Here is a 26268-nt window from a genome sequence, read left to right on the forward strand (position 1 = left end):
TGTGCGGAAACCTTTCCAACCAGAAGGTTCGCGGGCGCGCCGAAAGGCGAAGCGGCGCGGATTGTCTAAACGGTGTGGGCGGCGGCGCGGTAGCGGGCGCGATGATGCGGTGAGTCGGTCAACGGGCACGCGTCCGATAATATATCGGATTGGCGTAGAACCAAAGATCCTGCCAGGGATCTTCGCCTGCCAGATCGGGGGCGGGCTCTTCCTGCCGCGTGTTCGTGCCGCGAAGCCGCAAATAGCCCCTGCCTTGCAACGCCAGGCGATATCGCACGACCAGCAGGTCGCCCTCGCGCCGCCAGTCGCGCGCGGTGAAGCGCCGGATCAATCGCGTCGTCGGATTGTGGTCGTCTTCGCCGGGGATGGCGCTTCCGAGGATGAGATCGACATGGTCCAGACGCGGCACATGCCCGCCGGGATTGGGCTTGCGGGCGGGGCGGAGGCGGATCGTCACGCGCAGCGGATCGCCCGGATGGAGCAGGAGCGTATCGCCCATCGCCGCGCCGCGCCGCGGATGCCGCACGCTGGAAAGGCGAAAATCGAGCCGATCGATCAGATCCCCGGTGGCGGCGAAGACGCGTCCGGCGCGCAGGCCGGCGAGGATGTCGGCCGGGCGCGGCGCGGCGAACACCCAGGTCTTGGCATATTCGCCGGGCCAGAAGTCGGCGCCGCCCTCGCTCCAAGGGCCGTGCGAGTCCGACGAGGCCGTGATCGTCCCGCGCGATCAACATCTCGTCCTGGAGCGGACGAAGGTCGGCGGCCGTTTCCGCCGCGCGCGATGCATCACCGACCAGCATGGCGCCGATACGCCGCTCGCGCCGATAGGCATCGATGCCGCGATTGGCGGCGCTGCGCGCGAGCAGCGCCGCCGCGTTCGCTGGCGCCGCCTGTCGCTCCGCAAGGCCGATCCAGGCCTCGTGGAGCAGGTCCTCGGCGTCGTCGCGGTGAGTCATGCGGGTGATCTGATCGCGCAGCCGGGCCCATCCCGACCCGATCGCAGCTTCGAAGGCAACCTTGCTCACTCTCATGGCGCACCGCTAGAAACCGGGGGATACGATTTCATGACAGCTCGGCGTCGCGGCGATGACGCCGACCTTCTTCACGCGCTCGGGTCGGGAAAAGCCGGGGAACGTTCGGCGGTCGAGCGCGCCGCCGCTCCACTTTTGCACATCGCGACGATCTGCATCGGGCCTACCGGCCCGTCAGGCATAGCCGGGCAGGTGTGCGAGACTGGAGGCGAGCTCATCCTTGCGGAACGGCTTGATCAAGCGCGGAAGGTCGGGGTCGACGCCATCCGTTTCGGCATATCCCGATACCAGCAGCGCCGGCACCTCCGGACGCGCCATTCGAACCAGGCGGGCAAGGTCGGTGCCGGTAATGCCCGGCATCAGATGGTCGGTCAGAAGAATGTCGAATCCCACGCCGTTCGTGACGATCTGCATCGCTTCTTCACCGGAAGCCGCCTCGATGACGGCATAGCCGATCTCGGTCAGCATGTCGGCCGTGCTCAGCCGCACCAGTTCCTCGTCGTCGACCAGCAAGGCGATCCCGCGTGCCACCGGCGCGAGCGGATGCTCTATGGGCTGCTCTGCCGCCATCCGCATCTCCGCGCTCTGCGGCAGCCACAGCTCGATCGTCGTGCCGCGGCCCAGCTGGCTATGGATGGTAAGACCGCCCCCGAGCTGTGAGGCAAGCCCGTGCACCATCGACAGGCCCAGCCCGGTGCCCTTGCCGACGCCCTTGGTCGAGAAGAACGGCTCGATCGCGCGCGCCAGCGTGGCGTCGTCCATGCCCGCGCCGGTATCGGCGACGGCAAGCTTCACATAGGTGCCCGGCTTCAACCCCGAACGATGCCCGCGGCCGATCGTCTCCGCCGCGGCGGAGATGCGCAGCAGGCCGCCGCCCGGCATGGCGTCCCGCGCGTTCACCGCGAGGTTGAGCAGCGCCATCTCCAGCTGGTTCGGATCGGCCTTGGCGGCAGGCAGGCTGTCGCTGGCTTCCAGGATGACTTCGATCTGCGGCCCGGTGGTGCTCGAGACGAGGTCGCCCATGCCCTGGACCAGCTTGGCGACGTCGACCGCCACCGGTTGCAGCGGCTGGCGCCGCGCGAAGGCAAGCAGACGCTGGACGAGCGTCCGGGCGCGCTCCGCCGACTGCGCGGCGCCCGCAATCAGCCGCTGCTCGCGCTCGGTGCCGATGCCGCGGCGCTGCAGCATGTCGAGCGAGCCCACGATCGGCGTCAGCAGGTTGTTGAAGTCGTGCGCGACGCCGCCGGTCAGCTGGCCCATCGCCTCCATCTTCTGGCTCTGCCGCAGCGCCTCCTCGGCCTCGGCCAGCCGTCGTTGCTCGGCTATGCGGGCGGTGACGTCGTACGCGAACTGATAGGCACCGATGTGCACGCCATGGGCGTCCCGCAGCACGTTGTGCTTCATCTCGTAGAAGCGACGATCATGGTTCGAGTCGCCGAACTCGGCGATCTCGGTGAATTCTTCCCCGGCCAGCGCCCGTCGCCAGGTGGGCTGGACGGCGGCGTGATGCTCGGGCCGCGCCGCGAGCAGATCGAGCATCGAATCCCCCACCCTGGGACGCATGCCGTAGATGCGCGCGAACTCGTCCGCGGCAGCCCGATTGATCGCGAGCCAGCGAAAGTCGTGGTCGACCACCTGCACAAAGGCATCCGTGCCCTCGACAAGGTCCGCCAGCAACTTCCGCTCGGCGAGCGCCTCGGCGACGCGGCGCTCCAGCGTTTCGTTCAGCTCGCGCAGCTGATCTTCGGCGGCGGCGCGTTCGATCGCGGCCTTCACCCGCTCGCCGATCTCGCGGAACAGCTCCTCCTCGGCCGGCGACCAGCTGCGCGCCGTGGTGCACTGCATTGCCAGGACGCTCACCCAGTGCTCGTCCTCGAACAATATCACGTCGAGATAGGCGCCGACTTGCCGCGCCAGCAGCCCGCCGCGCGCATCGTCGCTCAGCCGCGGATCGGTCCGCACATCGTCGATCCGGACGACCGGGCTCTCGTGATAGGCGCGCAACAGCGGCTCGCCGAACGCGGCCAGCTCGTGTTCGCCGACGATCGAATCGACGCCGCGGGTATGGTCGCGCTCGACCTTCATCAGGCTGCCGAAGAATTCGGCATAGAACACGCGGCTGAGGCCATATTGCTCGGCAATCTGCTGCGCGGCCGCCGATGCGATGTCGACCGGCGACTTCAGCGCGCGCAGCGTATCGGACAGCGCGAGGAGGAACGCCTGGCGCGCCTGGCTGTCGCGCAGCGCGGCCTGCGCCGTCACCCGTTCGATCCCGTCCGCCGCCTGGCGGGCGAGCTGCACGGTGATTGCCTCGTCGCTTTCGTCGAACTCGGATCCGTCTTCCTTGTCCGAGAGCTGGAGCAGGCCGAGATTGCGGCCGTCGCGCCCGACCAGCGGCACCGCCAGCCAGCCCCGCATCGGCGGATGCTCCTTGGCATGCGTGCCGAACCCGCGCCACCGCGGATGCGCCACGAGTTCCGCCTGGGTGAGCCGCATCGGGCGGTTCGTCTCGCACACCATCGCATAGATGCCCGATCCGTCGGCCGGCGTGGCATAGCCGCGCCAATCCGCATAGCCGTCGCTCAGATGGACATGGGGGATGACCTGCGACCAGTCGTCGCTTCGGGTGAGGCTCACAACCGCCTGATGCGTGCCGACGATCCTGCGTGCCGCGCGGGTGACCTCGTCGAGCGTTTCCTCCAGCGTCTGCGCACGCGTCACCGCATGGGCGGTTTCGGCGAGACCCTGGAGCTGCTCCGATCGGCGGCGCAGCCGCGCCTCGGCCACATGCTCGGCGGTACGATCGCGGAAGATCTTCAGATACCCCCCGCCGGGCTGGTCCAGCCGCATTGTCATCCCGGAACCCCAGAAGCGGCTGCCGTCCTTGCGCAGGTGCCAGCGTTCGTTGAGGGACCGGCCGTCTGCCTTGGTCCGGTTCAGCTCGTCCTCGGGCGCGCCGGCGGCGCAGTCCTCGGGCGTAAAGAGGGCCGAACCGGGCTTGCCGACGATGTCGTGCTCGTCGAAGCCGGTGATCCGCGCCGCTCCGCTGTTCCAGCTCGCCACCCGGCCCTGCTCGTCGACGGTGGTGATCGCGAAATCCTCGGCCCCTTCGACGATCTGCCGATAGCGGCCCTCGCTCTCGCGCACCCGCTCCTCCGCGCGCTTCTGGTCGCCGATGTCACGGAAATAGACCGAGAGGCCGCCGCTGGCCGTGGGATGGATGTCGACGCCTACCCAGCGCTGCAGGATCCGCGACAGCATCTCGAACTGCGCGGTTGCACGGTCGCGCATCGCGCGCAGATGCGCTTCCCACGCCTCCCCGCCGACGGCCTGCGGAAACTCCGTCCAGCAATGTTTGCCGAGGAGCTCGGCGGCAGGACGGCCCAGCCATTCTGCTGCCTTGTGGTTTACGTAGGTGAACCGCCAATCGCGGTCCACCGCGTAGAAGGCGTCGGAAATGCTCTCCAATATCTCCGTTGCGCGGTCACGTTCGGTTTCGATCGTTCGTTTGGCCGCGACATGCTCGGTCGTTTCCACCGCGACCGCAAGAATGCCGGCCGGGCGACCATTTTCGCCCAATACCGGCGAATAATCGAGGTTCATGAACATCTGTTCGGCCAGACCATGCCGATACAGCGTCAGCGGCTGGTCGCGATAGGCGAGACGACCGCCCGCCAATCCCACGCGCATCACATTGTCGTTGAAGTCCGCGATCTCCGGCCATGCTTCGCGCACGCGCATGCCCAGCAGCGCCGGATGCCTTCCGCCGGCGAGGACCGCATAGGCGTCGTTATAGACCATGACGCCGTCCTCGCCCCAGAGCAGTGCCATGGGCAGGGGGGACAGCAGGATGATTCCCACGGTCGTCTTCAGGCTTTCGGGCCAGCCCTGGATCGGGCCGATCGCCGTCTGCGCCCAGTCATGCTGAGCGACCATACGGCCCAGTGCGCCATCGAACCGGAGCAGACCATCGATGAAGCTTTCCGCCCGAGCCTCGGCCACGTTGTATTCTCCTTGCCGAACCCGACCAATGTACAGGCAGACCTGTTGCGACACGCCGCTCCATTCCAGTATCGGAGAACCCATCGATGCGCGATTGGTTCGGCGTGGCTGCAGTTTCAGGCACGCCGCTGCGATGCCCTCCTTAGGGCAAGGTCGCCCTCGCCGCCAGCCGCTGTCGTCGGCTGCAGTGACGACGGCTCGGGCGATAAATTTCCGCGCAAATGTCTGCTATCCTTGAAATTTATGAGGGCAGGGCAATATCCGAGGTCTTGTTCAACAACTGAAAGGAGGTGGTCGAATGTCTCATTGTCACACGCCGCGAAAGACGGATCTCATGAGCATGGCGAACCTCACCGAGGCGACCCGAGACTGACTGCGGCCTTTCGTGGCTGGCAATGGAAGGGCCGCTCCAGCGATGGGGCGGCCCTTCGTCGTTCGGGGACCGAACGCCGGGGGCGGGGGGAGTTGGCTGCTCGTTGTAGCCGCAACGGATCGAGCCTTGGCGGGCGGCACATGACATGCCGGGCAATGCCCCTTGATCCGGCGCTTCTTCCAGTGAACATGTTGCGGATGCCCGGCGCGGCACCAATTGCGGCGCCTGTCGTTATCGGCTTGCAAGCCTTGCACCGGAGGATCGGGATGTCGCTCATCGTGAATGGGGCGAAGGTATCGGCACCCGCCGATCCTCGCACGTCGTTACTCGACCTGCTGCGCGAGGAACTGCACCTCACCGGCACCAAGAAAGGCTGCAACCAGGGTGCATGCGGCGCCTGCACGGTGCTGGTGGATGGCGAGCGCGTGCTCGCCTGCCTGACGCTGGCGGTACAGGTGGACGGCCGCGCGGTGACGACGATCGAAGGCCTGGCAGGCGCGGACGCGCTCCACCCGCTGCAGGTCGCGTTCATCGAGCATGACGGGTTCCAGTGCGGCTATTGCACGCCGGGGCAAATCTGTTCGGCCTTGGGCATGGCCGCCGAGGCCGGGCGCGGCGTCCCCAGCCATGTGACGGGCGAGCTCGCCGCCGAGGTGACGCTCACCCGCGAGGAGATCCAGGAGCGCATGAGCGGCAATCTGTGCCGCTGCGGCGCGCACAACGGGATCATCGATGCGATCCACGCCACGCTCGCGGCGGAGGTCGGGGCATGACCCCCTTCGCGTATCTTCGCGCAGCCGACGCGGCCGAGGCCCTGCGACTGGGCGCGACGCCCGGCACCGTCTTCCTTGGGGGCGGGACCAACATCGTCGACCTTATGCGCGAGACGGTGGCCCGACCCGAACGGCTGGTGGACGTGACCGCGCTTCCCGCGACGATCGAGGAGACGGATGCCGGCGGCCTGATCATCGGCGCCGCGGTGCGCAACACGGCGCTTGCCGAGCATCGCGCGGTGCGGGCACGCTATCCGATGCTGTCGCGGGCGATCCTCGCCGGGGCATCGGCACAAATCCGCAACATGGCGACCGTGGGCGGCAATCTGCTGCAGCGGACCCGCTGCACCTATTTCTACGACACCGACGGATCCCGCTGCAACAAGCGAGTGCCCGGATCGGGCTGCGACGCGCGGGAGGGATTCAACCGCATCCACGCGGTGCTGGGCGCATCGGATGCATGTGTGGCGACGCACCCCTCGGATATGTGCGTGGCGCTGGCCGCCTTGGACGCGATCGTCCATGTGACGGGCCCGTCGGGTTCGCGCCGCATCGCGTTCGGCGACCTCCACCGTCTCCCCGGCGATGCGCCCGAGCGCGATACCGTTCTTGCACAGGGCGAACTGATCGACGCCGTCGAGTTGCCGCCGCTCGCGTTCGGCGCGACGTCGACCTATCGCAAGGTGCGGGACCGGGCGAGCTATGCGTTCGCGCTGATTTCGGTCGCTGCGGCGCTTGATCTCGACGGGGATCGCATCGCGGATGTGCGGATCGCGTTCGGCGGCGTCGCCCACAAGCCTTGGCGGGCGACAAAGGCGGAGGCGGCGCTCCGCGGCGGGCCGGCGACGCACCAGGCTTTTGTGGACGCGGCGGCGCTGGAATTCGAAGATGCCACGCCGCTCCGCGACAACGCATTCAAGCCGGCGCTGGCCGGGCGCACGCTGGCGGCAGTGTTGCAATCCCTCGCAACGGGAGAGACGGCGTGAGCATCGTCGAGAACGCCAAGCAGGCGGCACAAGGCCTGGTGCAAAGCGCGATGGAGCGGCTGGTGCCGCTCGCGCCCGACAGCTGGATCCCCGGCGGGGTGCCCGATCCGCTGATCGCCCGCAAGCACGGGCAGATCGGCAAGCCGGTATCGCGACTGGACGGTGCGCTTAAGGTGACGGGGACGGCGGCGTTCGCGGCCGAGCACCGCTTCGAAAACATGGTCTATGCCGCGCTCGCCTATGCCACGATCGCGCGCGGCCGCGTCGCTTCGATCGATAGCATCGCGGCGGAAGCTGCGCCGGGCGTGGTGCTGGTGATGACGCATCGCAACGCCCCGCGCATGGCACCGCCGCCCGCCTTCGGCTCGTCGCCGACCGGCGTGGGTCCCGCAGACCTGCCGGTGCTGCAGGACGACCGCGTGCACTGGAACGGCCAGCCCATCGCCTGCGTGCTCGCCGAAACGCAGGAGCAGGCCGATCATGCGGCGACGCTGCTGCAGTTTCGCTACGATGCGGAGGCGTCGACGACCTCGCTCGCCGACGCGAAGGCGAGGGGTATCGAGCAGGGCCTCTTCATGGGCCGGCCGCTGCTGAACGAGGTCGGCGATGCCGAGGCGGCCTTCGCGGCGGCGCCGCACAAGGTCGATCACGTCTACTCCACGCCGCGGCACAACCATAATCCGATCGAGCCGCACGCCGCCACGATGGCGTGGAACGGCGACACGCTGATGATCCACGATGCGAGCCAGATGGTCACGCAGCAGGCGCAGACGCTGGCGGACGTGTTCGGGCTGGAGACCGAGCAGGTTCGGCTGACCTCGCCCTATGTCGGCGGGGGGTTCGGCAGCAAGGGATTGTGGGATCACCAGATCATCGGCGCCGCGGCGGCGCGGCTCTCGGGCCGGCCGGTACGCATCGCCCTCTCGCGCGAGGGCGTGTACCGGGTGGTCGGCGGGCGGTCGCTGACCGAGCAGCGGGTGGCGATCGGCGCACGCGCCGACGGAAGCTTCGAGGCGCTGATCCACACCGGCCTTTCGGTGATGACGCCGCACAACAACATGCCCGAGCCGTTCATCCTCGGCAGCCAGGCCGCCTATGCGTCGCCCAACATGCTGCTGAAGGTGGAGGTCACGCGGATGAACACGCTCGCCAACACCTTCATGCGCGCACCGGGCGAGGCGGTCGGCACCTTCGCGCTCGAATCGGCGATCGACGAACTCGCCGTCCAGCTCGGGATCGATCCCGTCGAGCTGCGCCTTCGCAACGAGCCCGAAAAGGACCCGGTCAATGGCCGGCCCTTTTCCTCGCGCCACATTGCCGAGGCCTGGCGCAGCGGTGCCGAACGCTTCGGATGGGCGGACCGTTCTGCCGCCGGCACGCGCCGGGAAGGCGAGTGGCACATCGGCCTGGGCTGTGCGACCGGCACCTATCCCTATTACCGGATGCCAGGCGCCGAAGCCCGCATCACCCTGTCCCGCGATGGCGACGACGTGCGCGCCAAGGTGGAGGTTGCCGCCGCCGAAATGGGCATGGGTACCGCCACCACCACCGCGCTGGTCGCGGCCGAGCGGTTGGGTCTCGCTATCGAGCAGGTCGAGGTCGTCTATGGCGACTCCGCCATTCCCGGAGCGATCATGGCGGGCGGCTCGCAGCAGACCGCGGCGATCGGCGCGGCGGTGATCGCGGCGCATGCCGAACTGATCGGCGAACTGCTCAAGCTGGCCGGCAACGATTCCCCGCTGGCGGGCCTGTCGGCGCAGGATGTCGGCTGTGACGAGGGCGGGATCGCCGCGCTGGCCGATCCCGGCCGCCGCGAGCGCTATGCCTCCATCCTCGCGCGGGCGCAGCGGGACGGGATCACCGTCACCAAGGCGGGATCGATGCCGCTGGAGACGATGCATTGGTCGATGCATTCGCACAGCGCGCTATTCTGCGAGGTGGCCGTCAATACCGTCACCGGCGAGACGCGGGTGCGCCGCTTCCTCGGCTCGTTCGATTGCGGCCGCATCCTCAACCCCAAGACCGCGGCCAGCCAGTTCCGCGGCGGCATCATCATGGGGCTGGGCATGGCGCTGATGGAGGAGACCCAGTTCGACGAGCGGAACGGCCGCATCATGAACCCCAGCCTGGCCGAATATCATGTGCCGGTGCATCTCGACGTCCCCGTGATCGACGTGATCTGGACCGACATTCCCGATCCACACACCCCGATGGGCGCGCACGGCGTCGGCGAGATCGGCATCACCGGGGTCGCCGCCGCGGTGGCCAACGCAATCTACAACGCGACGGGCAAGCGGGTGCGGGAGTTGCCGATCACGCTCGACAAGCTGCTTTGATCGGGTCGGTAGAGGAATTCGCCCGGCCGTTGGGGCGGCGCGCGTGAAGCAGCTCGTCGCCTTCGATCTCGACGGCACGCTCGCCGAGAGCAAGCAGCCGCTCGATCCGTCCATGGCCGCCCGGCTGAAGGCTCTGCTCGACATCGCGATGGTGGCGGTGATCTCCGGCGGGGACTGGCCGCAGTTCGAGCTGCAGGTCATTTCCCGACTGCCGCCCGCCACCAGGCTGGAGCGGCTGTTCATCATGCCGACCACTGGCGCCAAGCTGTACCGGTTCTGCGAGGGCGCGTGGCAGCAGCTCTATGCGGAATCCTTCACGCCCGCCGAGCGCACCCGTATCGTGACGGCGCTGGAACAGGCGGTTGCTGATGCTGGGCTGGTCCCGGCGCAGCTATGGGGTCCGCAGATCGAGGATCGCGGGACCCAGATAACCTTTTCAGCGCTGGGGCAGCAGGCACCGGTCGACGCGAAAAAGACCTGGGATCCCGATCAGGCCAAGCGATCGGCGTTGCAAGCCACGCTTGCCGCGCGGTTGCCGGGCTTCTCGGTCCGGATTGGGGGCACGACGTCGCTCGACATCACCCGCGACGGCGTCGACAAGGCCTACGCCATCGATCGGCTGGTGGAGCATGCCGCGGTCGCGCGGGAGGCGATCCTGTTCTTCGGAGATGCGATCTATCCCGGCGGCAATGACGACCCGGTGCGCGCCGCAGGAATCGACAGCGTGCGCGTGCGCGACCCCGCCGAGACAGGGGCGATCCTGGACGCGGTCGTCGCCTGGACCCGTTAATACCGCCCCCATCCGGGGGGGGGGCATGCGCACACCGATCAGCGAAGCGCGCGGGTCAAAAGGTCACCTGCACATTGGCTTCCAGGAAGCGCACCATGCGGCTGTTGGTCGCCAGGGCCCCGGGCGCGTTCCGCAGGAAGCCGCCCTTGCGCAGCAGCGCGAAGTTCGACTCGAGCCGCAGATGGTCGGGGATCAGCCAATAGCGCACGCGGCCTTCGACCTGGTGCCCGGCGAAGCTGCCGGATCGGCCGCTGGGATCGCTCACCCCGGCAAAGCGATCATAGCGGGACGCCAGCCAGATGGGGCGATAATCCGCCAGTACCTCGAAGCGCTTGCCCGGCTTCACCTCGGCACGAATGCCGGGCGCGCTGATATTCTCGCGCGCCACCATCGCATAGCTGCCGGACGGGCCGAGATCGTCGCGGCGGCTGCCGAACAGGGTGTCGAACCGGCCGAACCTGCGGCCGGCACGATCGCCGCTGGCGACGTCGTAGAACAGGCCGAGCCGCAGCTTGAGGGGGGTGTCGAAACTATAGCCGATGGCGGCATGCGCGAAACCGGCCGAGACGCGCCCCGGCGTCTTTTCGGGTTCGGTCCCCGAACTGGCCCAGCCGAACTGGTAGACCGCTTCGGCATCGTAATCGACCGTGCCGGTCTTCGGTTCACGCGCGAGCCGCGCGTCGAGATTGTGCAGGCGGCGGTCTGCCGTGGGGTGGCCTGGCGCATCCCGCTCGGCGAGCCGGTAATAAGCGAGTTCCCCCGTCAGACCGCCGGGCAGCCGCTTGCGCTGGGCGTGGAGACCGAACAGCACCCGATCGAAACTTTCCCGATCCCACACCACCTTGTTGCGGCGGACGTCCTCGGCGGCGCTGGGGAGATGCTCCTGCGGCAGCACGTAGAACAAGGCGAATTCGGTATCGGCATCGGGCTCCAGATCGACCCGAAGGCCGGTGAAGCCGTTGACCGTGTTGCGATATTCATCGGTGGCGATCAGCCGCCCCGAGCCGAAATTCAGCAGGAAACGGCCGGCCTCCACGGCGATCTTGCCGCGTGGACCCAGCACGCCGTCGAGTCTCACTTTGATATAGGCCTGAGGCACTTCGAGCGCGTTGATATCGTCCCGCCGGATGAAGCTGCGCCGATCCAGGTCATAGGCGCGGCTGTCGATCAGCTCGCCCCCGATCCCGACTGCGCCCGGGCCATATTCGATCGCCACGCCGGTGCGCAGCAGGACCGCATCTTCCGACGTCGCATAGCCGGGGCGGGGGCGGCCGCCGACTGTCTCGTACCGCGCCCTGCTGGCGAGCGACAGGATCAGGCCGGACGCGTCCTTTTGCGGAGCGGTTTCCTCCTTCCCCGGCTTTTCGGTGGAAGAGGCGGGCGAAGCCGGGGGCGACTGCGCCCAGGCGGGCGTGCTGCACAGCGCTGCGGCCAGCGCGGCGGCGGACATACGAAGCATCTTCATCCCGTCACCAGATGTGTGAGCCAATAGACCAACGCTGCCACCCCCGCCGCCGCGGGGAGGGTGAGCACCCAGGCGAACACCATTTCGCCCGCGATCGGCCAGCGCACCGCCGAGCTGCTTTTCATCATGCCCACGCCCGCGATCGCCCCGGCGATCGTGTGGGTGGTCGAGATCGGCGTGCCAAAGCCGATCGCCGCGAAGATGGTCATCGCGCCGCCGAGCTCGGCCGAAAAGCCTTGGAACGGCTTGAGCGAGGTGATCCGCATGCCCATCGTCCGGATGATCCGCCAGCCGCCGATCATCGTCCCCAGCGCCATCGCCGCATGGCAGGCGAGTACCACCCAGAGCGGCACATGGAAGCCGCCCTTGAGATAGCCTTGCGTGAACAGCAGCGCGGCGATGATCCCCATCGTCTTCTGCGCGTCATTGCCGCCATGCCCCAGCGAGTAGAGCGACGCCGAGCAGAATTGCAGGACGCGGAAGCTGCGATCGACCTTGTAGGGGTTGAACCGCCGCACCACCCAAGTGGTGAGCGCGGTGAGCAACACCGCAAGCGCAAAGCCTACCAGCGGCGACAGGACGATCGCGATCACCGTCTTGAGCACGCCGCCCCAGACGATCGCGGCGGTCCCGCCCTTGGCAAGGCCCGCGCCCACCATGCCGCCGACCAGCGCGTGCGACGAGCTGGAAGGCATCGCCCACCACCAGGTGATCGCGTCCCAGACGATCGCCCCGACGAGCGCGCCGAACAGCACGGTGACGTCGATCGCCTTTTCGGAAACGATGCCCGTCCCCATTGTCTTGGCGACCGCGAGGCCGAAGACCAGAAACGCGATGAAGTTGAAGAACGCAGCCCACACCACGGCGGCGCGCGGCGACAGCACGTTGGTGGACACGATCGTCGCGATCGAATTGGCGGCATCGTGCAATCCGTTCATCATGTCGAACAGAAGTGCGATCGCGATCAGCGCGATGAGCAGGGCGAAGGGGAGCTGTCCGGCGTCCATGCGGGCTGCCCTTTCCTAGACGTAGTCGAGCACGAGATCGTCGATGCGGTCGGCGACGCCGTCCAGCCGCTCGGCGACCATCGTGACGCGCTCGAGCAACCGGACGGCCGCGAGCATCGCCACCGGATCGCTGCCGCCGTCGAACAGCTGCATCATCGCCGCGTCGCGCTGCTCGACCAGGGCGGCATAGCCATCGCCGATCCGCTGGCAGATCTGATGGAGCTGTTCGGTATTGCGGTCCAACGCCTCCAGCAACGGGATCGCCTGGCGCACATTGTCCCCCAGCGCGACGATCCGCTCGCCGAACGGCGGCAGCAGCGACGCCGCGCCGTCCAGTCGCGGCGAGCGTCGCGCGGTGGCAGCACCCATCATCGCCTTGAGCGCCGCTTGCATCGCGACCGTCATCTCCTTGATGTCGGCCCGATCAAACGGGACGACGAACGAGGCGCGCAGCCGCTCCAGCACCTGGCGGTTGAGCTTGTCGCCTTCCGCAATGGTCCGTTCCAGCTGATCGAAGGGGGCAGATTCGCCGGGATTTGCTAATATTGCCTGCAATTGCGCGGCGCCTCGCGCGATATGCTCGGCATGCGCATCGAACAACGGAAAGAACTTTTCCTCGCGCGGTAAAATAGAACGAAGCCAATTGGTCATGGCAGCTTCCATTACTTCGTCACGGCATACCGGGATCGGCAGGCTGGATGGTGCGACAAGCCACTGAAAGCATTTAGGTTCCGGCAAATATTTTGGACGAAAGTCATGATCTTGTCACAACCGCTGGTTCGGACCGCCCGTGTTGGAAATCATCTGGATTCTCCTGGGCCCGCACGCCAAAATCAGGGCAGCGGGGCGGCATCCCCATCAAATGCGTTGCGAATGGTGCGGGGGCGGGAAGGCCGAGCAATTGCGCCACGCCCACGATGCGCCTCGCCGCGCGCGCCCACCCTCTTCAGCGCTGTCGGAAAGGAGGCCCCGGGCGAGGGCCACAGTGCAGAGCGTCCGCGCACACATGCCGCCGCTGGGCGCGAGGGCTACGTCTTCTCGTTGCGCAGGGCGGCGGGGCTCGATGCAGCCGGCCCGGTGTCCTTCGCCAATTTGGCGTCTCCTGCCGCCCCCACTTGCGGGCGTGCCGGACGTTCGTCGAGCGCTGCCGGGGGCTTGCGCGCCGGCAGGGGCGGCGGGGCCGCAGGGCGGCGTTCGGTAAAGGCGCCGCGCTGCATCGCGACGCCGCCCAGCGCGAGCCGTTGCCACGGCACGAACTTGTCCTCAGGTAACCCGGCGCGCGCGCAATAGGCGGCGATCGGCTGGTAGGTGCCTGAATAATTGCTCCACCAGTCGATCGCGCCGCGCTTGAACCGCGCGGTGCCGGCATAGACAACGGGGCGGCCGCCGGCGATCTGGGCATGCGGAAGTCCGGAGCTGATCAGAGTCGCCTGCGCGCGCGGCGTATCGCCGCCCACCCGCACGAAGTTGAAGGTGCCGGAAGGTGGTGCCAGCGTCTGTCGCTCGGCCGAGCGCATCGCGAAGGTGCCGCCGGGCTGGGCGACCAATTCCTGCGCCTGGGCCCCCGCGCGCGCTGGCGGCCGCACGATGCGCTGGTGCGCGGCGAGCCCGGCTCCGCCGACGTGGCGCTGGATCGGGGCGCCGGGAGGCGTGGGTGCGCCGGGCGGGGGTGGGAAACGGCGGTGCACGGTGTCTGCGCGTCGCCTCCTGTTGCGCGAATGGCTGATCTTGGCGTGTACAAGAGTTCGCGTACCGCGCCAAGCGCTTCTGACAAGTATACGCGGGTCTTTACTTGTGATTCTTCGTTCTCGTGATACCATTTTGTGGTATATGTCGTGACTGTTTCTACTAGAGGACTCGCCGCGTGGTGCATGCGAAGTTTCGAGGGCAGCCGGCTGGAGCCGGGCCGGGCACGCTGCCGGGCCGCGTCGGCCCGCCGGCGCCGGCCTTTGCCGGCGGGCCGCGTCCCGTGCAGGCCAAGGCGCCGCTTGCGCGGCTACTGCCGCCGACACAGCAGGGCGGCGGGCGCGTGCGGGTGGCGGCCGCGAGTGACGGGCGGACGGTGGGATCGGCGGTGGTGCATACCGGCGGCCCCGCGGCGCGCGTCACCGATCTCGGTGTCGAGGCGCGCTATCGCGATCGTGGCATCGGTGTGCAACTGCTCGCATCGGCGGCGCAGGCGGGATTCCGCGCCGGCAGCCACAAGCTGGTGCTAGAAGCGCAGGACAATGGCAGCGGCCGGCTGACCCGCTGGTACCGCGATCTCGGGTTTCGCCAGGTCGGCGTCGACGGGCGCGGTCAGCCGCAGCTGGAAATCCCGGTCGCACGATTGATGGGCAGGGGGCAGGGGCGATGAGCGGAGGTGTGATCCAGGCGCGCTATCTCGGCGGGCAACCGGGACCGCAACTAGCGCAGATGCGGCCCGTCGGCGCGCCGACGCTTGCCGGGGCGGTGCAGGCCAAGGCGCCGCCGGGCCTCGCCGGGCCACCGCCGCTGGCGGGGCAGGCGCTCCAGGCAAGGGGGGCGCCGATGCCGCCCTCCCGCGCGCTGCAGGCGCATGGCGCCGCGGAGAGCTTCGCGGTCGATCCGGTGCGGCTCGGGCTGGGTCAGGGGCGCGGGCGTCCGCTACCCGATGCGGTGCGCGCCAAGATGGAGGCTGCCTTCGGCACCGATTTCTCTCGGGTGCGGGTGCATGAGGGACCCCAGGCGGCGCGGATCGGCGCGATCGCCTTCACCACCGGCCACGACATCTATTTCGCGCCGGGGCAATATCGCCCGGAGACGGTGCAGGGCCAGCAATTGCTCGGCCACGAACTCGCGCATGTGGTGCAGCAGCGCCAGGGCCGGGTGAAGGCGCCGGGCAGCGGGGTATCGGTGGTGCAGGACTATGCGCTGGAGGCGGAGGCCGACCGGCTGGGGATGCGGGCGGCGGTCTTTCAGGCGACGAGCTTGTATAAGATGGCGCCCGGCAACGGTTCGGCCCAGCAACGAATGAAAATTAATGCATCATCACGATCCCTCCAGCGTGCTCAACTCCCGGTAGTCTTTGGTTATGATGACGCTACAGCAAACATAACGGAGAATATTGTAAAAATATTTGCGCAGGAGTATAAAGGAGCTGACGTACCGTTTTCAGGATCAACAGTATATTCAGTTGGATGGTCGGAAGGGTCGGACGTTTTATGGTCATCCATCAATTCTGCGACGGGATATATTGGCAAATCGAAGGCGAGTGACGTAGTCAAATATTGGGATGATAATGAGCAAAATCAGCCCTACAGTAACACCGTGCGGCGTCTAAAAAATGTTAACCTAAGTCGACCAGCAGTTTTGAGTTCAAATGCGCATGCTGAAGCTAACCAGATTTTGCGGCATGCTGTTTTTGCGTTGGAGAATAAGCATAGTCCTCATGATCTCGGGTTAATAATAAGTAGCGATGTACAGCATTGTGCCGAGTGCTGGTGGGCTTATAATGCCCTGATGCGACATTATAAGATCAAAACAATATATAACGTGACTGGAACAAGCAGGAGGTTGTTCGAAAGATGGCGTGAGCCTTGGGATGGATTTTATAAATCCTATGGCGATAACCCATTCAGAGCAAGTAATGGTGCGCTAGTAAACGGATTGGTGCATGGAACGACTTATGCGCCTTATCAATTGAATGCGCTCACGCAAGGGGGTGTGGGGAATATATACTAATCCGAGACGATATGGTCGTTAAATAACGCGATGCTATGAAGTCGATGAGGTGTTCCTAATTCAGCTTCACCATCCCGCCCTTCAGCTCAAGCATACCGCCGCCATCGAACGACCCCGTCCCGCTCGCGCTGACCGCGACGGTCGTACCCTTCAGCGTCAGCGCCGTGCCGGCTTCGATCGCCACGCTGGTGCTGCCCTTTACTTCCAGCGCGCCGGTCGCCTTCACCGTGCAACTGCCGCTGGCCTCAATTGTCACGTTGCCGGTGACCTTGATCGTCAGATTGCCGCCGATCGTCTCCTCGGCATTGCCCTTCACTTCGTGCGTGGCGTTGCCGATCTCCACTTTGGTGGTCCAGTTGCCCTTGCTCACGGTGAAGCTCGCATCGCCTTCCTGCACGGTCACGCTGCGCTTCTGCTTCACCGTCTCGGTGGCGTCGTTGAGCACGGTGACGGTCAGGTCCTTCTGGGCCTGGAGGAACACTTCCTCCGATCCCGCCTTGTCCTCGAAGCGCAACTCGTTGAAACCCTCGGCCTGCGGGCTTGAACGGCTCTTGAGCGTGGTGCGGGTCATGTTGTCGGGCAGCGCATAGGGCACCGGATTGTCGCCATTGTACACGCAGCCGGTGACCAGCGGGCGATCCGGGTCGCCGTCGAGGAAGCTCACCACCACTTCCTGGCCGATCCGCGGCAGGGTGAAGCCGCCCCAGCCGGTGCCTGCCCAGCTCTGCGCGACGCGGATCCAGCAGCTGCTGTTCTCGTCGTTCTTGCCGTCCTGGTCCCACGGGAATTGTACCTTGATCCGGCCATATTCGTCGGTCCAGATCTCCTTCCCCGTCGGGCCCACCACCCTGGCGGTCTGCGCGCCGGCGATGCTGGGGCGCGGGGTGCGGCGTGGCGGGCGATAGGGAGTCGCGGCGGGGAAGGCGGTGAAGCGGTTCTCGTACTGACGCCGCTCGGCGCGGTGTTCGATCGCCTGCAACACATAAGCGGCGTTGAGCGCGGCGGTGGGATAGCCCGACAGCGTGAAGCGGGTGCCGGCGGCAAGGTGGCGGAGCGGTGAGGTGCCCGCGAGCAGCACCGCCGGCGCGGCGAGTGCCTCGGCGCGGCGCTTGGCGGCGGCGTCGGCCTGGTCCTTCTTGGTGAAGCCGCCGGGATATTCGTAGATCCGCCCGCCCCCCGCCGTGCCCAGCAGCGTCGTCGAGGGGGTGACGAAATGATAGTCGGCGGTCTTGAAGCCGTCGGGCACCAGCGCCTGACGATGCTCGATCGTGGCGATGCGCGTGTCGCTCAGCCACTCGCTGCCGTCGCCCAGCGCCAGCCACGGGACGGTCGCGGCATTGGGGCAGGCGGGGAAATTGGCGCCGTCGTCGACCAGCACCAGGGTATGCGCGCTTTCCTGATGCGCGAAATAATAGGCGATACCCGCGGCCTCGAGCAGCCGGTGGACGAAGGCGAAGTCGGTCTCGCCATATTGGACGCAATAGTCGATCGGATCATAGGCGAGCACACAGGCATCGCGAAAATCAGCGGCGGGATAGTCGGCGAACACCGCCTTGACGATGTCGAGCACCGATTTGTTCTGGAAGATGCGGTGGTTTTGCGCATGGCCGAGCAGCGACAGCCAAGGGGCCACGTCCAGCGTGCAGGTCGAATGCGCCTGCACCATGCGCAGCACCAGTCCATGGAAACGGCGCGGGGTGCCGTCGCCGCCGATCAGCCCGATCCCCACCGGCTGGCCGATCAGCCCAGCGGGGTCGAGATAGTCGCCGGCCATCGTGGCGACCAGCGTGAAGGCGAACGGTTCCGAAATCGCCTCGGTGCCGGCGAAACTGGCGAGCGACAGCGCCGCATCGCCCAGCGGCGTGGTGAGCGTGAGCGACCAGGAAGGATCGCTCATGGAACCAGCTCGACGTACAATCTGCCCCCCGACGCGATGCCGATATGGGCATAATGCGGGCGACCCGGCTTGGCGAGCCCGTCGAGCATCAGGTCGGACAGTTCGGGGAGGATGCGGTGTTCGAGGATCGCATCGATGCCGCGCGCGCCGGCATCCTCGCGCTGGGCATCGGCAGCGATGGCCGCGGCCGCAGCCGCTTCCCAGCGCAGCGCCCCGCCACTGGCGGCAGCGAAGCGATCGGCGATGCGGCGCAGCTTGAGGTGCACGATCTCGACGATCTGTTCGGGGCCGAGCGCGCGATAGGGCACGATGGTGAGCCGTCCGAGAAAGGCCGGGGAGAAATGGTGCAGCAGCTCGCGGCGCAATGCCGCCTCGCGCACCGCGCGCAGCCGGAGCGGGCGCGCGATCGCCTTCTCTCCGAGGTTGCAGGTGAGCAGGATCAGCGTATGGCTGAAATCGACGGTCACGCCTTCGCTGTCCTCGATCATACCGCGGTCGAACACTTGGTAGAACAGCTCGACCACGTCGGGGTGCGCCTTCTCGATCTCGTCGAGCAGGAGCACCGAATAAGGTTGCCGGCGTATCGCTTCGGTCAACACGCCGCCCTGGCCATAGCCGACATAGCCGGGTGGCGCGCCCTTCAGCCCCGATACCGAATGCGCCTCCTGATATTCGGACATGTTGACCGTGATCAGCGCCCGGTCGCCGCCGAACAGCAGGTCGGCCAGCGCCCTCGCCGTCTCGGTCTTGCCGACACCGCTGGGGCCGCACAGCAGGAACACGCCGGTCGGCTTGGCGGGGTCGCCCAGCCCCGCCTGGAAGGTCTGGACGCGGCGCACGATCGTCTCGATGGCCGCGTTCTGGCCGATGACGCGGCTGCGCAGCTGCGCCTGCAATTCGGCGCCCCGCCGCGTGGCATTGCCGAGCATCGCTTCTGCCGGCACCCCGGTCCATCCGGCGACGATCGCGGCAACCGCGCGCCGATCAACGGCGAGCGCGATCATCGATCCGCTGCCCTGCGCCTCAGCGAGCTCCTGCTGCAGGGCAACCGCCGCCGCCCCGCCCGCAGATGCATCCGCGGCCGTTGCCGCCGTGCGCAGCCGCTCGACCAGATAGCGTTCGCGCACCCACTGCCCGGCGATGGCGGCACGCATGCGCTCGGCACGCTCGATCGCCGGCGCCAGCTGGGCTGCACGGCGGGCGGCAATGTCGTCCGCCCCGCTGGTCTCCATCGCCAGCCGATCGCGTTCCGCCTCCAGCATCGCGCACCGCGCCTCGGCTTCGATCAAGGCGCGCGGGCGGTCATTTTGGGCGATCGCCACGCGCGCGCAGGCGGTGTCGAGCACGGTGATGGCGCCATCGGGCAGCTGGCGATCGGCCATGTACCGCTGTGCGAACTGCACGGCGGCGGCAAGTGCCTCCTCGAGGATGCGTACGCCGTGATGCGCCTCCAGCCGGGGGGCGAGCTGCCGCAGGATGGCGATCGCGGTGTCGGTATCGGGGGGCGTCACCTTTACCGCCTGGAAGCGCCGTAAAAGCGCGGCGTCCTTTTCGATGTGCCGGCGATATTCGGCCCAGGTCGTGGCCGCGATCATCCGCAGCGCGCCGCGGGCAAGGGCGGGCTTGAGCAGGTTGGCCGTATCACGCTGTCCCCCGGCGGCGCCCATCAGCATGTGCGCTTCATCGACGAACAACAGGCAGCCGGCGCCGCCGCCGCTGACTGCTTCCAATATCTCGCGCAGCCGGGTTTCATATTCGCCGTGCACCGCCGCGCCGGCCTGCAAGGCGCCAAGATCGAGCGCGCGCACCTGCGTGTCGGCCAGCGCGGCGGGCACGCGGCCCTCGGCGATCCGCTGGGCCAGCCCCTCGACGATCGCCGTCTTGCCCACGCCGGCAGGCCCCACCAAGATCGGGTTGCTCTGGCGCCGACGCAGCAGGATCTCGATCACCTGCTCGATTTCCTCCTCGCGGCCGATCACCGGGTCCAGTCGCCCGGCCCGTGCTCGCGCGGTGAGGTCGATTGTGTAGTCGTCGAGTGCCGCGCCGCCGGGCCCGGCTTGCGCGACCTCGCGGCTGCCTGTGAGCAGGGCTGTCATCGACTCCGCCAGATCGTGCCGGGGCAGGCGGCAGAGCATCGGGGCGGCTGCCAGCACCCAGTCGCGAATGCGCGCATCCTCGATCGCGGCGCGCAGCACGCAGAGCGACGAGATCTGCGTCAGCCGGTGATTGACCGAGGCGATCAGCCAGGCGGATTCCAGCAGGTGACCGAGACGTACCGAGACGCTGGGGGCATCGACGGCGCCGCCGGGGAGGCGGGCGATCGCCGCCTGCAGCTCGGCAAGGAGCGGGGCGATATCGATGTCGCGCGCGATCAGCGCCCGCGCCAGATCGGTGCCGCGATCGCTTGCCAGCTCGTACAGCAGGTGTTCGACCTCCACGACGTGCTGCCGACGCGCGGCGCAGGCCGCTACCGCGCGCTGCAGCGCCGCGCCGCTCGCCGGGCCGAGGCACGCAAGCAAGGCCGCGACGCGTATCACTGCAATACGCTGGCGGCGATCCAGCCCGGGGGTAGGTCGATCCGGCCGCTCCGCCGCGCACGATGGCGGTCGTCGGCGGAACCTGCGAGCCGGCTTGTCCAGCCGAGCCGCGCCGGTGCCGCCTTTGCGGGGCCGCCCCCCAGCCTCGCCGGCGGCACGGTTCCGGGTAGCAGCAGCAAGCTCAGCGCCACCTCAAGCATGGGATCGACGGCGCGGTCGATCAACGCCGCCAGCGCGCGACAGCGGGCGCCGCCCGGCAGCAACTGCTCGGCCTGCGCTAGCGGCATCGGGCCCAACACCACGGTGATGCCTGCGATCGGATTCCATACTGCGGTACCGAGGGTCGCATCGCGCCCGAGGCGGTTGTTGCCGCGCCGCGGCTGCAGCCGGGTCCGGTCCGCTTGTGGCAACTGCAGCCAGCTGCCGCGGAACTGGCAGATGCTGGTCGGCAGGCCGATCCACGCGGCAATCGCGCGTTGCAGCGCATGGGCACTGAGGGGCTCGCGGTGCAGCAGCGGTGCAAGCGCGAGATAGGCTTCGGAAGGCGGTGCATCGGCGGCCCGCGCCGCGGCCGGCATGCCCGGCGTTGCCATGCCGAGCATGGCAAGGAGCGGCAATCCGCTGGCCGACTCGTCGGCCGGGACGTCGCCCAATTCGGGGCGCAGCAGTTGCGCCCGATCGAAGTCCAGCCTGGCCAGTCGATCCACGAAGATGTCGAGGAAATCGCGTAGCGCCGTGTCGCCGCTTCGCAGGCGCGCGTTGATCTCTTCGCTGAACGGCGGTGGAAGCGGACCATTGGCGCCGGCCAGGGTCAGATGGTTTAGCGTCGCCACCAGTTCGCGGGCGACGGGATGCAGCTCGATATGGTCGATACCGCCGGGCGGACAGCTGAGGCTGGTATTGCCGCTGAGGCGCAGCGTCAGCATCTCGTCCCGCGCAACGCGCTGGAGAACGCGAAGCGCCTGGAGCGAATCGAAGCGATCCGGCCTGGCGAGCAGCAGCGCTCTCAGAGAAGCGGCTTGGCGCCCGACCGGCTCGGCCATTGCCTCCATCTTTCTTGTTGTTGATCGCGCCGAATGGCGAGGCGCGTGAAGCTGTTGATCGATGCATGAAGCGCGAAGAAGCGATCGAGCACTTCGCCGAACAGGATGGCGCTGCCACCGGCAAAGGCGACCGGGTCGAGCGCGAGGTCGATCTCGATGCCGCGCACCATCGGCCGCCATGAACGTTGTTCCAGCCTGGCGGTGGCGGGGCGGGTGGCGATACCGGAAATGCCGTTGATCTGGCGTCGGCCGATTGTCTGCTCCTGGCCGCCGGCATAGAGTTCCAGCAGTTGCTTCAAGGCATCGAGGCTCGCTTCGCCGCGATCGAGCGACAGCTTGTTCAGCGATAGTTGCGAGACGAGTTGCCATAGCCGGCCACCGGCCATTGGCGGGTCTTGCGGGGCGGTGAGGCTGCCGGTGAGCGTGATGCGCCGGATGGGCAAATCCGCCTCGATCTCCAGCGGCGTCGCCAGCGTCAGCTCGCGCGTCAGGCGTCGATTGGTGCAGAGCAATTGGGCGAACAACACGCTGTCGGCGGGGCGTTGCGGCTGCAGCTGGGCGTCGACGAAGGCCAGCACGAGATCGGTGCCTTCAAGCCCTGGCGCAGCCGGTTTTCGCCGGGCCAGCCAGCGCAAGTCGTTTGCGGCGGGCAGCGCGCCCACACGGAAATAGGGCGGCACCGCTGCCGTACCGGCGACCGCGGCGGTGCGAGTGACGGCCGAGACGCTGTGCACTTCGCTCGCCGCAGGATTGCGCGAGTCCGGCTGCAGCGGGTATTCGCTGCGCAGGTGATCGACGCGGATGGGCTCGCTGGTGCGGGGATACAGGTTGACCATCGGCACGCAATTCAGCCGAAGCGTTTCCGGACCGATCATCAGCTGGCGACCCGGCCGCTCGTCGAACAGGAAATACAGGGTCACCGCGTTGGCATCGCCAAAGACAGCGGGATCGAAGCCATCCAGCTCGAAGAACAGGAACTTGGTCGGGAAGGCGAAATATTCCTGGAGCAGCCGATAGCCATGCTGCCCGGTCGGCGGCAGCGGCAGGATCGCCTCGTCCGGGGCGAAGCCGCTCGGGCAGGGGTGCAGCGCGGGCATCCGCACCGGGCGGCCATCGGCACGCGCGGCGGCCACGCCGGTGCAATGCGCACCCAGCAGGTCGTACAGCGCGAAGCGGGTGGCGGTGTCGCCATCCAGGAAGAAGCGCAGCTTGCCGGCCTTCACCTTGGCGAAGTTCAGTTCGCCCTCGCAGCGCAGCGTGACCCGCAGGGCGGACAGCACCCCGGCACCCGCGCCCTCCACGTCGAGATCGCTCGCAGGCACCAGCGCGGGTTCGCGCGGGCGTAACGGCCACAGCGTCAAGGCGTTGCTGGTGCGAAAACGGCACTCGACCCCGGCGTCGAGCCGCGCGAACAACATCGTGTCGCGCGCCACCGTGACGTTCTGGAGCAACGCATATTTTGCGGGGGCGACATCGAACTGGGCGACGCCCATCGCGGGGAGGGGGGCGGCGAGTTGCGGGTAGAGCTGTTCCAGCAGCGCTGCGGGAATGAGGGGAAAGCCGGCGTCGAATTCGCGACGGATCCGTGCGGTCAGGAAGGCGAAGGATTCGACCAGCCGCGCAACTTGTGGATCCTGGTCTTCCTGCCCAGTGAGATCGAGTGCCGCGGCGATTTCGGGATGGTGGAGCGCGAAGCTGCGGCCCTCCTCGCGCAGGGCAGTCAGTTCGGCGAAGTAATAGCGCAGCAGATCCGGGTCAGCGAGCATTGCCGCCCGCCTGTTCGCGCGCGATCGGAATGCGCAGCCGCAACGGATGCGCGATACCGTCGAAGTGCAGAATGCCCGAGACGATCACGATCAGCGTGTCGCGTCGTTCGGCGGCCTCGAACGTGACCATGGCGGCGGTGATGCGCGGCTCATAGGCAGCGATGATCTCGGCGAGATGCCGTTCGAGACGGGCCATCGCTTCGGCATTGCCCAGCGGGTAGAGGCTGAGGTCGGGCAGGCCATAGTCGATCGTCGATCGCAGCCCGTCACGGGTGCGCGACTCCAGCAGGTCGGCGCGCCAGGGGGCACGCGTGTTGAGCAGCCAATCCAACTGTTCCAGCACCGACGCCTCGAGCTGGTCGCGCGTGACACTGGCGTGCAGAAACGCGGGTCCTCGGGCATGGGCATGGCGGGGCACCTGCTTCAGGCGATCGAACAACAAGGGTCGGGGCGCAGCCATCGGGAACCGGCGTGCCGGCTCAGCTGACGACCTGCTTGATCAGATCGTGCGACACCGGCTGGACGCCGCCGGCATCGCCCGTGTCGGGCTTCTGCGTCTTGTACTTGTAGGTGACCTTGCCGTAGGCGAGCGAGATGTTCTCGGTGGGAAGATCGCCCTGGCCGCCGCCGATGCTGACGTTGCTGATGATCACGTCCTCCATCTCGATTTCCATGTAGAGGATCGCGGCGTCGTTGCCGTCGGCGCGGTACACCTGCAGCAGCGCCTTGCCGATCTGCTTGCCATTCCAGCAATATTTCAGCAGGTCGTCGGTCGCGGCATCGGTATATTTGGAGAAGGTGAAGTCCGAGTGGTTGGCCTGCTCCACCGTGCCGCCGCCGGCGGTGCTGCGCACCGCCTTGGTCGGCTGGTTGAAGCTGTGGCTCCACGACAGCACTTGGATCTGCTCGCTATGGGTGCTGTCGGTCGACTCGCCCTTGATATCGGGTTCAGTGAACTTGATGAACGCGTTCATTGCCATCGGAACGGCTCCTTCTGAAGGCGGTGGGGCGCGGGCGTTGGCGGCGCGTCAGGCTGCCGCGGCGGGCAGCTGCGCGACGAGGCGGAGCGACGCCGACAGGCCCTCCAGCTGGAAATGCGGGCGCAGGAAGACGGTGGCATTGTAGCTGCCCGGCTGGCCCGGCACATCGCTGACGTCGACCCGCGCCTCACGCAGCGGATATTGCGCCTTCAGATCCTGCCCGGCATCGTCCTTGTCGAGGACATAGTCGCTGATCCAGGTGGTGAGATAGGACTGGACGTTCTCCTTGGTCATGAAGGAGCCGATCCGGTCGCGCATCATCACCTTGATGTAATGCGCGAAGCGCGAGGTGTTGAGGATATAGGGCAGCCGCGCCGACAGCTCGGCGTTGCTGGTCGCCGAAGGCAGATTGTAGGGCTGCGGCTTGTTGACGGTCTGCGCGCCGAAAAAGGCGGCGTAATTCTCGCCCTTGCAATAGACCAGCGAGACGAAGCCGAGGTCGCTCAGTTCCTTCTCACGGCGATCGGTGATCGACACCTCGGTCGGGATGATGATCGCCTTCTCGCCCGCCGCCGTAAGGAACTTGGAGAGCGGCAGATTTTCCACCTTGCCGCCGCCCTCGACGCCGCGGATCGCCGCGGTCCAGCTGTACAGCGCAAAGGCGCTGGTGACGCGCTGGGCGAGAAACCAGGCGGGGTTGCCCCACAGATAGCTGGTCGGCGTCGGATCGCTCAGATCGGCCTCGGTGTCGGCACCATCGCCATCGGCGGCGACCTGCCGCTGCGCCGAGCGGGTATATTCGCTATAGTCGATGCCCTCGACCGGATTGTCGACCGGATCATAGGGCAGCCGCATCAGCACCCGCGGCAGCGTCAGCGTGGCGTAGCGGCTTTCCTCGCTTTCACGGAAGGCGCGCCACTCGGCCATCATCACGGAGTCGAAGATCTTGCTCAGGTCGCGCGGCTTGGGCAGGTCCTGGAAGCTGTCGAGGTCGAACAGGTTCGGGGCGGCGGCGCCGAGGAACGGCGCGTGCGCCGCGGCTGCGACCTGCGCAATGTCGCGCAGCAGCTTCTGCGACGGCACCGAACGATCGAAATAATAGTCGCCGACCAGCAGGCCATAGGGCTTGCCCCCGAGCGTGCCATATTCCTCTTCATAGACCTTCTTGAACAACGCCGACTGGTCGAAGTCGATCGCCTTGCCCAGATCGTCGCGCAGTTCCTTCTCGGTCACGTCGAGCACGCGCAGCTTCAGCCGCGTCGAGGTTTCGGTGTTGAACACCAGATGGTGCAGCCCGCGCCAAGTCGCCTCGAGCTTCTGGAAGCCTGGGTCGTGCAGGATCGTGTCGAGCCTGGCGCTCAGCTCGTCATCGAGGCGGCGCAAAATGTGCTGGAGCGCGCTGACCAGGTCGCGCGGACCGTCCTCCGCCGCTTCCTTCGCCGGGGCGAGATCGGACTCGCCCTCCAGCGCCACTATCATCTGAAGCCCGTTGATCTTATCGGACGATTCCGGATCGATCCGCAGCGTCTTGAGATAGTCGGCAACCGTCTCGGGCATTTGATCCGCCATGCTCATGTCCT

The 26268-nt window shown here is 67.2% G+C and carries 19 protein-coding genes; 6 read left to right on the forward strand and 13 right to left on the reverse strand.

Annotated features, from left to right (window positions below; translation table 11 throughout):
• Window positions 1-118: 118 nt before the first annotated feature.
• Together RT655_RS13140 and RT655_RS13145 are read right to left on the reverse strand one after the other, a co-directional pair.
• Window positions 119-634: a hypothetical protein gene (locus RT655_RS13140; RefSeq protein ID WP_313537488.1), complete on the reverse strand. Its 516-nt coding sequence runs from the start codon at window positions 632-634 to the stop codon at window positions 119-121.
• A 571-nt stretch (window positions 635-1205) separates the two neighbouring features.
• Window positions 1206-5033 (reverse strand): PAS domain-containing protein, encoded by a 3828-nt coding sequence (locus RT655_RS13145; protein WP_313537490.1) that lies wholly within the window; start codon window positions 5031-5033, stop codon window positions 1206-1208.
• 639 nt (window positions 5034-5672) lie between these two features.
• Between RT655_RS13145 and RT655_RS13150 the strand changes: the two genes are divergently transcribed.
• The 4 genes from RT655_RS13150 to RT655_RS13165 are packed head-to-tail and all read left to right on the forward strand — an operon-like array spanning window position 5673 to window position 10291.
• The gene (locus RT655_RS13150) at window positions 5673-6179 is read left to right on the forward strand and encodes a 2Fe-2S iron-sulfur cluster-binding protein (RefSeq protein ID WP_313537492.1); all 507 of its coding nucleotides are present in this window, start codon (window positions 5673-5675) and stop codon (window positions 6177-6179) included.
• Entirely contained in the window at window positions 6176-7165 is a 990-nt protein-coding gene (locus tag RT655_RS13155; RefSeq protein ID WP_313537494.1) for a xanthine dehydrogenase family protein subunit M, read from the forward strand. The genes RT655_RS13150 and RT655_RS13155 overlap by 4 nt, the downstream gene beginning before the upstream one ends.
• Window positions 7162-9501, forward strand: a complete 2340-nt coding sequence (locus tag RT655_RS13160) for a xanthine dehydrogenase family protein molybdopterin-binding subunit (RefSeq protein ID WP_313537495.1) — start codon at window positions 7162-7164, stop codon at window positions 9499-9501. Before RT655_RS13155 ends, RT655_RS13160 begins: the two co-directional genes overlap by 4 nt.
• A 43-nt stretch (window positions 9502-9544) precedes the next feature.
• Window positions 9545-10291 (forward strand): HAD-IIB family hydrolase, encoded by a 747-nt coding sequence (locus RT655_RS13165; protein WP_313537497.1) that lies wholly within the window; start codon window positions 9545-9547, stop codon window positions 10289-10291.
• A gap of 55 nt (window positions 10292-10346) precedes the next feature.
• Here the strand turns inward: RT655_RS13165 and RT655_RS13170 are convergent, their stop codons facing one another.
• From RT655_RS13170 to RT655_RS13185, 4 genes are all read right to left on the reverse strand, one after another.
• Window positions 10347-11756 carry an alginate export family protein gene (locus RT655_RS13170; RefSeq protein ID WP_313537499.1) on the reverse strand — a complete coding sequence of 470 codons (1410 nt, stop codon included), beginning with the start codon at window positions 11754-11756 and terminating at the stop codon, window positions 10347-10349.
• Window positions 11753-12763, reverse strand: a complete 1011-nt coding sequence (locus tag RT655_RS13175; RefSeq protein ID WP_313537501.1) for an inorganic phosphate transporter — start codon at window positions 12761-12763, stop codon at window positions 11753-11755. Before RT655_RS13175 ends, RT655_RS13170 begins: the two co-directional genes overlap by 4 nt.
• Before the next feature lie 15 nt (window positions 12764-12778).
• The gene (locus RT655_RS13180) at window positions 12779-13414 is read right to left on the reverse strand and encodes a DUF47 family protein (RefSeq protein ID WP_313537503.1); all 636 of its coding nucleotides are present in this window, start codon (window positions 13412-13414) and stop codon (window positions 12779-12781) included.
• A gap of 377 nt (window positions 13415-13791) precedes the next feature.
• Window positions 13792-14451 (reverse strand): hypothetical protein, encoded by a 660-nt coding sequence (locus RT655_RS13185; protein WP_313537505.1) that lies wholly within the window; start codon window positions 14449-14451, stop codon window positions 13792-13794.
• A gap of 176 nt (window positions 14452-14627) precedes the next feature.
• On the opposite strand from RT655_RS13185, the gene RT655_RS13190 reads away from it, so the two are divergent.
• The gene (locus tag RT655_RS13190; RefSeq protein ID WP_313537506.1) at window positions 14628-15119 is read left to right on the forward strand and encodes a GNAT family N-acetyltransferase; all 492 of its coding nucleotides are present in this window, start codon (window positions 14628-14630) and stop codon (window positions 15117-15119) included.
• The gene (locus RT655_RS13195; RefSeq protein ID WP_313537508.1) at window positions 15116-16465 is read left to right on the forward strand and encodes a DUF4157 domain-containing protein; all 1350 of its coding nucleotides are present in this window, start codon (window positions 15116-15118) and stop codon (window positions 16463-16465) included. Before RT655_RS13190 ends, RT655_RS13195 begins: the two co-directional genes overlap by 4 nt.
• A gap of 55 nt (window positions 16466-16520) precedes the next feature.
• Here the strand turns inward: RT655_RS13195 and RT655_RS13200 are convergent, their stop codons facing one another.
• The 7 genes from RT655_RS13200 to tssC are packed head-to-tail and all read right to left on the reverse strand — an operon-like array spanning window position 16521 to window position 26257.
• Window positions 16521-18362 (reverse strand): type VI secretion system tip protein TssI/VgrG, encoded by a 1842-nt coding sequence (locus RT655_RS13200; RefSeq protein ID WP_313537510.1) that lies wholly within the window; start codon window positions 18360-18362, stop codon window positions 16521-16523.
• Window positions 18359-20899: a type VI secretion system ATPase TssH gene (tssH, locus tag RT655_RS13205; RefSeq protein WP_313537512.1), complete on the reverse strand. Its 2541-nt coding sequence runs from the start codon at window positions 20897-20899 to the stop codon at window positions 18359-18361. The genes RT655_RS13200 and tssH overlap by 4 nt, the downstream gene beginning before the upstream one ends.
• Window positions 20896-21942, reverse strand: a complete 1047-nt coding sequence (tssG, locus tag RT655_RS13210; protein ID WP_313537514.1) for a type VI secretion system baseplate subunit TssG — start codon at window positions 21940-21942, stop codon at window positions 20896-20898. The genes tssH and tssG overlap by 4 nt, the downstream gene beginning before the upstream one ends.
• Window positions 21906-23708: a type VI secretion system baseplate subunit TssF gene (gene tssF, locus RT655_RS13215; protein WP_313537515.1), complete on the reverse strand. Its 1803-nt coding sequence runs from the start codon at window positions 23706-23708 to the stop codon at window positions 21906-21908. Before tssF ends, tssG begins: the two co-directional genes overlap by 37 nt.
• Complete coding sequence (gene tssE, locus RT655_RS13220; protein WP_313537517.1) at window positions 23698-24168, reverse strand: type VI secretion system baseplate subunit TssE; 471 nt, start codon at window positions 24166-24168, stop codon at window positions 23698-23700. Before tssE ends, tssF begins: the two co-directional genes overlap by 11 nt.
• 19 nt (window positions 24169-24187) lie before the next feature.
• Window positions 24188-24688 carry a type VI secretion system tube protein Hcp gene (locus tag RT655_RS13225; protein ID WP_313537519.1) on the reverse strand — a complete coding sequence of 167 codons (501 nt, stop codon included), beginning with the start codon at window positions 24686-24688 and terminating at the stop codon, window positions 24188-24190.
• Between the two features lie 48 nt (window positions 24689-24736).
• Window positions 24737-26257 (reverse strand): type VI secretion system contractile sheath large subunit, encoded by a 1521-nt coding sequence (gene tssC / locus RT655_RS13230; RefSeq protein WP_313537521.1) that lies wholly within the window; start codon window positions 26255-26257, stop codon window positions 24737-24739.
• Window positions 26258-26268 lie beyond the last annotated feature (11 nt).

Origin of the sequence: Sphingomonas sp. (genome assembly GCF_032114135.1) — a bacterium.
Taxonomy (GTDB): domain Bacteria; phylum Pseudomonadota; class Alphaproteobacteria; order Sphingomonadales; family Sphingomonadaceae; genus Sphingomonas.